Source organism: Corynebacterium sp., from assembly GCF_030826625.1.
Classification (GTDB): domain Bacteria; phylum Actinomycetota; class Actinomycetes; order Mycobacteriales; family Mycobacteriaceae; genus Corynebacterium.
In genome coordinates this window covers 1-10,974 of the sequence record NZ_JAPJNQ010000073.1, presented here as the reverse complement: position 1 = coordinate 10,974, position 10,974 = coordinate 1, and the positions used below count along the sequence as shown (strand labels likewise).

At 60.8% G+C, this 10,974-nt stretch carries 9 protein-coding genes and 1 pseudogene; 2 read left to right on the top strand and 8 right to left on the bottom strand.

Annotation, left to right across the window (positions count from 1 at the left end):
* The 5 genes from rsmD to RCH87_RS08635 all read right to left on the bottom strand — a co-directional run.
* The coding region (gene rsmD / locus RCH87_RS08655; protein WP_306516306.1) for a 16S rRNA (guanine(966)-N(2))-methyltransferase RsmD at positions 1–504 on the bottom strand (504 nt) is incomplete at its 3' end.
* Between the two features lie 42 nt (positions 505–546).
* Entirely contained in the window at positions 547–2,787 is a 2,241-nt protein-coding gene (locus tag RCH87_RS08650; RefSeq protein WP_306516305.1) for an ATP-dependent DNA helicase RecG, read from the bottom strand.
* Position 2,788: 1 nt separating this feature from the next.
* Entirely contained in the window at positions 2,789–4,342 is a 1,554-nt protein-coding gene (locus tag RCH87_RS08645; protein WP_306516304.1) for a DAK2 domain-containing protein, read from the bottom strand.
* Positions 4,343–4,353: 11 nt separating this feature from the next.
* Positions 4,354–5,022: a uracil-DNA glycosylase gene (locus tag RCH87_RS08640; RefSeq protein ID WP_373690961.1), complete on the bottom strand. Its 669-nt coding sequence runs from the start codon at positions 5,020–5,022 to the stop codon at positions 4,354–4,356.
* A gap of 32 nt (positions 5,023–5,054) precedes the next feature.
* A complete protein-coding gene (locus RCH87_RS08635) occupies positions 5,055–6,032 on the bottom strand; it encodes a thiamine-phosphate kinase (RefSeq protein WP_306516302.1) in 978 nt (325 codons plus the stop codon).
* A 27-nt stretch (positions 6,033–6,059) separates the two neighbouring features.
* Here RCH87_RS08635 and RCH87_RS08630 point away from each other — a divergent pair, with 27 nt between their 5' ends.
* Entirely contained in the window at positions 6,060–7,298 is a 1,239-nt protein-coding gene (locus tag RCH87_RS08630) for a DUF3515 family protein (protein WP_306516301.1), read from the top strand.
* Between the two features lie 30 nt (positions 7,299–7,328).
* Here the strand turns inward: RCH87_RS08630 and RCH87_RS08625 are convergent, their stop codons facing one another.
* Positions 7,329–8,390: a D-alanine--D-alanine ligase family protein gene (locus RCH87_RS08625; RefSeq protein WP_306516300.1), complete on the bottom strand. Its 1,062-nt coding sequence runs from the start codon at positions 8,388–8,390 to the stop codon at positions 7,329–7,331.
* 74 nt (positions 8,391–8,464) lie between these two features.
* Positions 8,465–9,457 (bottom strand): NAD(P)H-dependent glycerol-3-phosphate dehydrogenase, encoded by a 993-nt coding sequence (locus tag RCH87_RS08620; RefSeq protein ID WP_306516299.1) that lies wholly within the window; start codon positions 9,455–9,457, stop codon positions 8,465–8,467.
* Between the two features lie 122 nt (positions 9,458–9,579).
* On the opposite strand from RCH87_RS08620, the gene RCH87_RS08615 reads away from it, so the two are divergent.
* The gene (locus RCH87_RS08615; protein WP_306516298.1) at positions 9,580–10,575 is read left to right on the top strand and encodes an NUDIX hydrolase; all 996 of its coding nucleotides are present in this window, start codon (positions 9,580–9,582) and stop codon (positions 10,573–10,575) included.
* A gap of 67 nt (positions 10,576–10,642) precedes the next feature.
* Here the strand turns inward: RCH87_RS08615 and RCH87_RS08610 are convergent.
* A pseudogene (locus RCH87_RS08610) lies at positions 10,643–10,974 on the bottom strand (3-isopropylmalate dehydratase small subunit); the annotation flags it as partial.

Here is a 10,974-nt window from a genome sequence, read left to right as displayed (position 1 = left end):
CGTGGTCGGTGCGAACTCGTCCGGCCACGCGGTTTCCGGCGAGCGTACCTCCCGTTCGATCACCACCATCGCCTCGTCGTGCAGAATCCGCGGTAGCTGGTCGAGGATCTCCGCAATATCGGCTTCACTCACCGCATAAGGTGGGTCTGCCAGCACCAGGTCGAATTTTTCCCCGATGCGGCTCACGTAATCGAGTGCGGGTGAACCAACAACATCAATCTGGGCGCCGCAATCAGCCAGCACGGCCGCGTTCGCGCGAATGATCTCGCAGGCTTGCGGGCTATCGTCGACAAGCACTACCCTGCTCGCACCTCGGCTGGCGGCCTCAAGGCCCAAAGCACCAGAACCGGCAAACAGATCCAGCACGCGCGCACCTGGAAAATCCAGGCGTGCGTTCAATGCGGAAAACAGCCCCTCCCGGGCGCGGTCGCTGGTCGGGCGGGTTCCTTCTGCTGGCACCGCGATCTTTCTGCCGCGAGCACTACCTGCAATGATCCGATTCATGCCCACTAGTCTAACCGGGTGGATACAGTACCGGCCGGGCGGCTAGCTCTTGGTCACCGCCTGATAGTCGTAATCATCATCGATGCCAGCGACCATCGCACGCGCGATCGCCAAATCAGCCTTCACAATGTTCTGGGCCTGCGACTTCGCCATCTCGATGATCCCGACATCGTTGTTAACATCAAGCAATTCCAGCTGCCGCTGCACGCCCGCCTGCAACGTGCCGAACATATTTCCTTCCTTGCGGTGATCCAAATCTACCCGGGCGACTTCAAAGCCGTTATTCGTCTGCGCGATTTCCTGCAGCCGCTGGCTCGCAGGATGGCCCTCCGGTGCCAGCGTGTGGAACAAGCACACCGACTTTTCCGTGCCACGGCCCACCCGGCCACGCAGCTGGTGCAGCTGAGATAAGCCGAAGCGTTCGGATTCGCGCACGATCATCATCGTCGCATTCGGGACGTCCACGCCGACCTCAATGACGGTGGTAGAGATCAGCACGTTGATCTCCCCAGCGGCGAATTGCTGCATCACGTGCTCTTTATCCGGGCCACTCATCCGCCCGAAAAGCACCCCGATGCGCGCGCCCGTGATCTCCGTGGGGACGTCGTCAAGCACTTCACGCTCCGGCGGGGCAAACAAATCCGGCATGTCCTTGGGCAACGGGCGCTCGTCATCGCCGTAGCGCGCAAACGGATCGACCTCGTGCAGATCCTCCGGGGCGGTACGCGGCACCGCAACCGGCGGGACCTCCGCGCCAAGCTTTAGGGCGATTTCGATGGCCCCACCCTTGCCGTCAATGCGCGGGGTCACCACATAGGCCTGCCGGCCAGCGGCGAGTTCTTCTTCCAACCGCTGCCACATCCGCTGTGTCCACCGGTGATTAGCGTGCGGCACCACCGCCGAATTAATCGGCTGGCGCCCACGCGGCAATTGCTTGATGACGGATTCTGCGAGATCACCGAAGGCCGTCATCGCGATGGTGCGCGGGATCGGGGTTGCTGTCATCACCAACAAATGCGCAACCGGGTAGGTCTTCGCGCGCAGCTTATCGCGCTGTTCCACACCGAAACGGTGCTGCTCATCGACGATGACAAAGCTGAGATCGCAAAACTCCACCGAATCTTCCAGCAGCGCATGCGTGCCGACGACGATATCCGCCTGGCCGGAAACAATCTGCAGCAGCGCCTCGCGTTTGGCTTTCACCGGCAACGAGCCCGTCAGCAGCACGACGTTGGCCTTTACCCCGGCTGCATCCAAGGTGGCGGCCAGGCTATTGGCGTGCTGGGTGGCCAACACTTCTGTGGGGGCAAGCAGGGCGGCTTGCTTGTCGTTATCAACCGCCTGCAGCATCGCCGCGAGTGCCACCACGGTTTTGCCGGAACCGACCTCGCCCTGCAGCAGGCGCGACATTGGATAATTCTGCTGTAGGTCATTGCTGATCTCTGCAAAAGCCGTCTGCTGGTCTGCGGTGAGCTGATACGGCAGGCCCGCGAACAGCTGGCACTGTTTTTCTCCCGGCGGCAGCGGGGTTGCCACCGATTTTTGTGCGTCCAGCCGGCGCAACGCCATCACCAGCGAGAGCGTAAGCGCCTCGTGGGATTTCAAACGCTCAACGGCGGTGTCGTTGCCCTCCTGCGGCGGAAAATGCATCTGCCCCAGCGCCGCATTAAGCGACATGCCACCATTGGTGGGATCCGGCAACTCGGGCAGCGTGCGCAAAATTTCATAGACCGCACCCACAATGCGCCACGTCGCCAAGCCTTTGGTCTGGCGATAGATCGGGATAAACGGCCGGGATTCAATAAACTCCGACAAGCCCGGGTAGCGCTCCAGCTGTTTCATGCCGCCACTGTGAAACCGAGATTTCCGTTTCCCGCCGTGGGGATCATTCGGGTTTTGCAGCACCAGGCACTGCGGGTGGCTAAAGGTAGGATGATCGCGGTACCAGTGCGGTTTGCCCGTCACCAGCATGCGGTCGCCTGCCCACACGCCAAAAACCTTGGTGTGAAAAAAGACCAGTTCTGCGCTGTTACTGAGATGAATGATGGTGCGCTCTTTGCCGGTTTTAACTTGCTCGATTTTCACGACATCGGCATAAAACGTCAGTGGTTCTTCGGCCGAGATATCATCTCTGGTGAGTTTGAAATTCAGGCGAGCAAAGGTGCGGGGCCATTGCGTGAGCAGCTCGCCGCAAGTATCGAATTCAAAGGCCTTCTCAATCGCGCGGCCTTCTTTCTCGCCGACGACATCGACCAGCTTGCGATCATCACGCCACCCCAACACGTCATTCCACCCCTAGCTCGATCGGTCCCGTCTCGGTGGCGAAAACGATCACATCCACGCCGAGAGCGGCCAGCGCTGCTTCGTCGATCGCGCCTTCGAGCGGGCTCAGCACCGTGATCTGCTCATCGCCGTCGCGAACTAGGTTAGCCGCAACTCGCAACACCTCGTCGGCAAGGCCTTCGCCGAATCGTGCGGGTTCGGCGATCACCGCCGTGCGCATGGCGTTGGCGGCTTCACACATGGTTTCAGTTGCCTCGGCTGGTGGCAAGGTTTTGTCATAGACCGAGATCGCGGCGATGCCGGCGCAGACCGAGTCCGTCGCGATCACTTCTGCGCCCTGTACGCGCAGCTGCTCGTGCTGGGTGGCGGTGAGATAGCCGTTGGACAACACGCTCAGGTGCGCCAGCGATGATTCTGGGGGTGCAGATTCCACTGGGCGCGCACCACGGTTGAGGTGCTCGCGCACGAATTCCTGCGGTGTCACGGCCTGCGCACCTGTGTGGGTGAACAGCTCTGCGAGTTTTGCATCGGCCACTAACGCGAGCATTTTCCGGTGCCGCGGGCGCGTAGCAGCTGCGGTGTTGGCGTCGGCACCTGCTCCAGCGGCAGCATTCGCACCTGCTGTATCCGAGCTATACGCGCTGGCATCCGGCAGCACCTCTAGACGGATATCGCTGGGCCGGCCAAACTCCAAGCTGGTTTCCAGCACCGCCCCGGCGCGCTCGCTGTGGATGTGGACGGTGGCTTCGTGGTCATTGACGCGGGCGATGATCAGGCTATCGCCAAGTGGGCTGATGCCGGCTTCGAGCTTGTCGACGTCGCCGGTGAAAAAGAACATCACTTCCAGGTTGTGGCTGCGTGTGGTGTCTGCGTGGGAGGCAAAAGTGTCGGTGGCGAGTGCGCTGGCTTGGGAGTGGTTGCGGCCTTCGAGTTCGTCGACAAGCGATTGCAGGAGCACCAGTAGGCCTACTCCCCCGGCGTCGACGACGCCTGCCTCGCGTAGTTCGGGAAGCTGTGACGGGGTCGCGGCCAGTGCTTGTTCTCCGGCGTGCAGGGCTTGGCGGGTGGTGGCAAGCAGGTCGGCGGATTCCGGGCTCAGCGTGGCCTGCGCACAGGCCCGCAGCACGCTGATGATGGTGCCTTCCACGGGGGCGGCGATGGCTTTTTCGGAGAGCTCGACGGCGCTGTCTAGTGCCGCGCGTAGTTGTGCGGCTTCCAGGCAGCTTTCTGGGCAGGAATCGGCAATGCCGCGCAGTACCTGCGACAGGATCACCCCGGAATTACCGCGTGCCCCACGCGCAGCGCCCATGGCGAGTGCTGGTGCGACCTGCTCATCGGGATAGTCCTGGGCCTGGGCGACGGCGGCGTCCATGGTGAACGACATATTGGAGCCGGTATCAGAATCCGGCACCGGGTAGACGTTGAGCCCGTTGATTTCGCTGCGCCGACGTTGCAATTCGGCTGCGGCGCGCTGGGCCCAACGACGCAGACCTGCCCCGTCAAGGCGGGTGGCAGGTCCGGTGGTCTCATCGGGAGTATTCGCGCGCACAGACATGATGCTCTAGCTTACAATTTCCACTCAATTGGCTGACAACCCTGGTCTACAAGGTACTGATTCGCACGGCTAAACGGCCGGGAGCCGAAAAAGCCGCGGCGCGCCGACAGCGGTGAGGGGTGTGGGCTGGTGATTGCTGGACAGTCGAGGAATTTCTCGCATTCTTGGGCTTGTTTGCCCCACAGAATGGCCACTAGGTTCTCGGCAGGCAGTGCGCGCAGGATGGCTTCGGTGACTGCCTCCCAACCTTGTTTGCGGTGCGAGCCTGCTTGGCCCGGCGCGACGGTGAGCACCCGGTTGAGCAGCAACACGCCTTGGTCGTGCCAGGGGCGCAGATCGCCGTCGGCGGTGACGGCATGGCCGGTATCGGCGGCGAGTTCTTGGTAGATATTCGCGAGTGATCGTGGCGGTGCCCCGGTCGCTGCCGGGTGGGTGGAAAAAGACAGGCCCATGGCGTGCCCCGGCGTGGGGTATGGGTCTTGGCCGACGATGAGCACGCGGACCTTATCCAGCGGCAGGGACAATGCGCGGAAGACGTCGTCTTCTGCTGGCAGGTAGTCTGCTTGGCTCGCATGGTTCATCGCGGCGACGATGTCATCGGCAACAGTGGCGAGCACCGGGTACCAGGAGGCATCGACGCGATTGAGCAGCTTCGGCCATGCTGCAAGTTTTTCGCGCAGCTGCGCGCCGGGCTCGGTGTTGAGCGATTCACTCACTGAAAACTCTCCCATCCGTTAAGTGCGTCATTGTGCTGAATCGGGGCGCCCTCCATGCACAACGTGGTAGTCGCAGCCTTGGTCTGATTGGTGATCTCACCGATACGGCGAAAGCCCGACGGCGCTGACTTCGACGTCGTCGCCAGCAAGGTGTGGTCTTCTCCCCCGCCGAAGATCCACTGCCAGGGATCAACGCCGAGGAGCTCTCCGGTTTGCACCAGCAATTCGTCGGGTTGTAGCGCAGCCGAGTCTAAATCGACCCCAACCCCGGATCGCTGCGACAGCAGAGTCAGCTCACGCAACAGGCCATCGGAATTATCCGTCATGGCACTCGCCCCGGCAGCACGCGCGATCATCCCCCGGTTAGGGCTGAGCCACGGCGCGCAGTGGGCGTCGACAAGCGAGGTCAGCTCCCGGGGAATATCATCCCGACCAAACCGCTCGAGCAACGCCAGCCCGGCTGCAGACCAGCCCAGGCGCCCATGAGCAACCAAGATCTGCCCGGCGCGCGCACGGTCCAGCGTCAATGGACCACGCGAACCACCCAGCGAACCAATGGCGGTGACCGAAACGATCAACTGCTGCGCCCGGGTGAGATCACCGCCGACGAGTTCTGCGGTATAGCGCCGCGCACGCGTACCGATACCTTCGGCGATCCCGCGCACCACCTCCAGCGGGGTATCTGATGGCGCAGACAGCGAGAGCAGCGCGGCGGTCGGGCGCGCGCCCATGGCCTCGATATCAGCGAAGTTTTGCAGGATAGCTTTTTGGCCGACCTCTTCCGGACTCGACCAATCCAGGCGGAAATGCCGGCCTTCGACCATGGTGTCGGTGGCAACGACGGTGCGGGAATTCGGTTGCGAGGGAAACAGCACCGCAGCATCATCGCCATTGATCACCGACGGGGCAACCTCGGTGATGGCATTGATGACTTCGCGCTCGCTGAGATCGCCGAGGGTTGGCTTATCGTTCACAAATAGCCTTTCGTTAGACTTTCGATTATGACCGCAGATCCCACACGCAGTGCCGATCGCACACACGCCACAGATCCCACAAACAATACAGACCAAGCAGCCAATACAGACCACACAGGCGGCGCCAACTCCGCGCAACACACAGATTCCGGTGCAGCGGAGGAAAGCATCGGCCGGGTTCCGATCTATGTGTCTTTGGGGCTCTCGCTCAGCCTAGTCGCGGTCGTGCTGGTTGGTGCGCGCATCATTGGTGGTGGCACACCCACGGTCTCGTTGTCAGCTCTGCCTGCCGAGCATGCCGATTCTGCCGAATGTCTACAGCTTATCGACTCGCTGCCTGACGACGTCGCTGGCCTGCCACGTGCCGAGATCGCCGAACCAGCTCCGGCCGGCGTTGCTGCGTGGTCGTCCGGCAGCTCTGGGGCAAGCGACAACTACCGCGACCAGGTCAGTTTGCGTTGCGGGGTGGATATGCCGTTCCAATACAGCGAGTATTCCGCACCGCAGGCTATTGATGATGGTGGTGACAGCGGCAGAGACGACCGTAGCGGTGACGGCAGCACTGATGTTGCGACCGAGTGGATCGAAGTACGTGATCAGACACCAGGTTCGTCACTCAGCACTTGGTATACCACCAACCGCTTCCCGACGGTCGCGGTAACCGTGGACCGCCCCGAAGAAACCGACAGCGCCGACAGCGCCGACGGTGCCGCCACCGAGCAGGCGCGCCAAGCCATCGAAGAGCTCACCGGTGCAACGGAAGCCCTCGCCCTCCACGAGCACACCCCACACCCGGCACCGTTATCTGAGCTCACCTCAGCAGGTCCGGACGCGGTAGACATGTGCCACGACCTGTTGGAGGCTGCCCGCGATGGCTTCACGCCAGCCGAAGGCTACGAGCTATACACCGCTACTCGCAGCAACGCTGACGACAACAACGCTGACGACAACAACGCTGACAACACCGGGCGAGCTACCGAGCCGGACACCGTCGCGTGGACACACCCAGGGTACGAGCCGATTGTATTGCGCTGTGGCATCGCAGACCCAGAGGTTCCTCGTGGTGAGCGTTTGCAGCAGATCAATGAGGTGCCGTGGTATGAAGACACTGTGCTTGCCGACGGCACCACTGCCTCCACGTGGTACCCGCTAGGCCGCGAGGTTGCGGTGGCAGTGTCGACCCCGCAGGCGTCTGCGCAAGAAGCGTTGTCGCGAATCACCACATTGGTGCAAGACCACACCCCGGCGACGCCAGAGGCGGGCTAAGCTGCGCGCCGGGCTCGCCGGACGCTGTGCTTAGTCAGCCAGCGCGGTCTGGATCATCGTATCCAACAATTCCGCGTAGGCGACACCGCTGGCCTGAAAGACCTGCGGATACATCGAAATCGGTGTAAAGCCCGGCATGGTGTTGATCTCGTTGATCACCGGACCAGATTCGGTGACGAAAAAGTCCACGCGAGCCAGCCCTACGCAGTCCAGCGCACGGAATGCGGCTTGCGCCATATCTTGTAGTTCGGCAGTCTGCTCGTCGTCGTAAGGCGCAGGGATGGTTGGAGTGACGACGTCGGCAAGATATTTCGTTTCGAAGCCGTAGAAGCCTTCTTGCGAATCCTGCGTGTTATTCAGCTTCGCCGGAACCGAGGCAACGACGCTGCCATCGGGGTATTGCAGCACGCCGATCTCGACCTCATCGCCAACAATCTCGGTTTCCACAATCGCCTTGCCTGCCACATCGGCGTCACGGGCGGCATCCAACGCGGCCGGGAATTGTTCCCAATCAGTGACCTTGGAAACACCGATCGAGGAACCACCGCGGGCCGGTTTGACGAAAACGGGCAGGCCAAGGCGCTGCTTGTCACCGTCGGAAAGCACTTCGCCTGCACCGACCACTGCTTCTGGGGTGACTGGCAGATGCTCAGCGGCCAAAAGCTTTTTGGTGTATTCCTTATCCATGCTCGCCGCCGAAGACAACACGCCGGTACCCACGTAGGGAATATCAGCTAGCTCGAGCATGCCCTGGATAGTGCCATCCTCACCGAATGGACCGTGCAGGACTGGAAAGACCACATCAATCTCGGCGTGAACTTCACCCGTGTTCAAGTTATGCAGCACGCGACGCTGCGGGTTCAGCGACAGCGCCAACTCATCGCGCAAGGTGACCTCTGGCAAAGTGCCGTCGACGATTTTTAAGCCCTGCTCGCCGATGGTGAAAACGCCCTCGCGGGTAATACCGACCGGGATGACCTCATAACGGTCCGTGTCCAGGTGCGCCATGATCGCCGAGGCAGAGACGCAAGATACCGAGTGCTCAGTGCTCCGACCGCCATAGAAAACGGCCACGCGGGTCTTAGATGTCATGCGCGTCATGCTACCACCGCAGCTGCAGCGAGATTCACGGCTGCTTATGGTTGTGCTCGCCGGCAGCGCGATGGCTACTCGGATTTCTTCGATCGGCCCATCAACGAGACCATCATGTCGGCGACAGACAAATCGCGGTGGCAGACCGAATACACCGCCTGGGTCAGCGGCATATCCACGGCATGGTCTTGGGCAAGCTGGAAAATCGAATTCGACGAGATCACGCCTTCGGCAACCTGACCCTTGGTCGCTGCTTTTGCATCAGCGAGTGACTCCCCCAGGCCCAAGCGCTTGCCGAAGGTGCGGTTGCGCGAAAGTTCTGAGTTGCAGGTCGCCACCAAATCGCCCAGGCCTGCCAGCCCGGCGAAAGTGCGCTGATCGGCACCCAGCGCATCACCCAGGCGGGTAATTTCTGCCAGCCCACGCGTAATCAGAGTGGCCTGGGTATTTTCGCCCAGACTCAGGCCCGTAGCCATGCCGCAGGCAAGCGCGATAACGTTTTTACATGCACCGCCCAGCTCACAACCAATAACGTCGGTGTTGGTATACGGGCGGATATAGTGGTTCGCCACCGCTGCTTGCACCAGCTTGGCGCGGTTTTCGTCCACGCAAGCAATCACGGTTGCCGCCGGTTGCTCCAGTGCAACTTCGCGGGCCAAGTTCGGGCCGGAAAGCACGGCAACGCGTTCTTCTTCGATACCCGCTTCGACAATGACTTCCGACATGCGCTTGAGCGTGTCGCGCTCGATACCTTTAGAAATCGACAGCACCGTGGCATCGCCGGGAATATGCGCCGCCCATGCAGTGATGTTGTCGCGCAAAGTCTGCGACGGTACACCACAGACCACGATGTCAGCACCATCAAGCGCGACTGCGATATCCGTGGTGACTTCAAGAGCTTCAGGAAGCAGGATGTCCGGCAAATAATCTGGGTTCATCCGCGTCGTGGAGATGGTTTCTGCCAGCTCACCGCGCCTAGCCCACAGGCAGACGTTATTGCCGGCATCAGCAAAGACTTTTGCCAGGGTGGTGCCCCACGACCCGGCTCCCATGACCGCTACCCTCATTGCGCCTCCTTGAAAGTTATCCCCACTAGCCTACCGACTAAGCCAAAGCACAGTGCAAGTTATCCGGCAAATTTCGGGGGCGGGTTATGCAATCCGGTCGGATTTTCGGGAAAATAGACACCATGGCGAAAAAATCCCAAATGAGCGAAGCCGATAAAGACACCCAAAGTGGTTTCAGTCTTTCCTCGCGCTACCACCACGTGGCCAAAGATCCCGGCGCTAACTACCCCAAGCCGACGCTGGCCGCCGGGGCCGTGCTGTGGCGCACTGACGACGACGGCACCGCACAGGTTGCTGTGATTCACCGGCCGCGCTATGACGACTGGTCTCTAGCCAAAGGAAAAGTTGATCCTGGGGAGTCTCTGACCGCATGTTGCGTACGCGAAATCGCCGAGGAAACCGGCTATAAAGTCCGGCTTAGCACTCTCTTGGGATCAGTGAATTACCCGGTACAAAACCGCACCAAAGTGGTTTTTTATTGGAACGCAGAAGTCATCGGCGGGAAATTCCAGAAAAATGACGAAGTCAACAAACTACGTTGGCTCAGCGTCGATGCTGCCGAGGACAAGTTAACCTACGACGCCGACCGGAAAGTTTTGCAACAAGCAGCCCGTCGCCGCGACGATAACGTCGACACGCAAGTGCTATATATCCGGCACGCCAAAGCACACGATCGCAAGACCTGGAGTGGCGACGATAACTTGCGTCCGTTGCACAGAAAGGGCCGTCGCCAAACGGAATACTTGGTTCCGATGCTCAAGGCTTATCAGCCGAGCGCGCTATATTCCGCAGAGCCAGCTCGTTGCCAGAACACAATCGCTCCACTTTCTGATGCCCTGAGCTTGCCAGTGACAATTGACGCATTGTTGGGTGATGCTGGGTTGGATGATCTTGCAGCCGCCCGCAAGCGCTTTCACGAGATCGCTAACGGTGGCGGGGTGGCCGCAGTGGTCTCGCAAGGCGGAATGATGCCGCAGGTGATCGAAGATTTGGCTCGCGACTGCGATTTCGACATCAGCCCCCGGGAATTCAAGAAGGCCGGTGTGTGGGTGCTTTCGCTGCGCGAAGGCAAACTGGTTGGCGCAGATTACTGGGCATCACCGCTGCCAGTGCGCTAAGCGGCTGGCAGCAAGCGGCGAGCAACTAGCGGCTGGCAGCGAGCGGCTAATCACTATCCCCTAGAGGCTAACGCACCTGGGGTTTGAAGCTTGGGCGACGGGATTCAAATTCGCTAATGGCTTCGTCGTTCTGCAACGTCAGGCCAATATCGTCCAGGCCTTCGCGCAGCCGCCAGGCGGTATAGTCGTCGATCTCGAAAGGATAGACGTGGCCGCCGACGTCAACCGAGCGCGACTCCAAATCCACCGTGGCGTGGGTGCCCGGTTCGGCTTCCAGTTGTTTCCAGATCAGCTCGATATCGGATTGCTCCATGATGCCGGCCAACAGCCCCGCTTTACCAGCGTTACCGCGGAAAATATCCGCAAACCGCGGGGAAAATACCGCTCGGAAGCCGTAAT

What these genes read in the sequence shown, in the direction of transcription:
- RCH87_RS08625 (WP_306516300.1), bottom strand. Translation starts at nt 8,390, where the DNA reads ATGACATCTAAGACCCGCGTGGCCGTTTTCTATGGCGGTCGGAGCACT.
- RCH87_RS08630 (WP_306516301.1), top strand. Translation starts at nt 6,060, where the DNA reads ATGACCGCAGATCCCACACGCAGTGCCGATCGCACACACGCCACAGAT.
- RCH87_RS08620 (WP_306516299.1), bottom strand. Translation starts at nt 9,457, where the DNA reads ATGAGGGTAGCGGTCATGGGAGCCGGGTCGTGGGGCACCACCCTGGCA.
- RCH87_RS08615 (WP_306516298.1), top strand. Translation starts at nt 9,580, where the DNA reads ATGGCGAAAAAATCCCAAATGAGCGAAGCCGATAAAGACACCCAAAGT.
- RCH87_RS08645 (WP_306516304.1), bottom strand. Translation starts at nt 4,342, where the DNA reads ATGTCTGTGCGCGCGAATACTCCCGATGAGACCACCGGACCTGCCACC.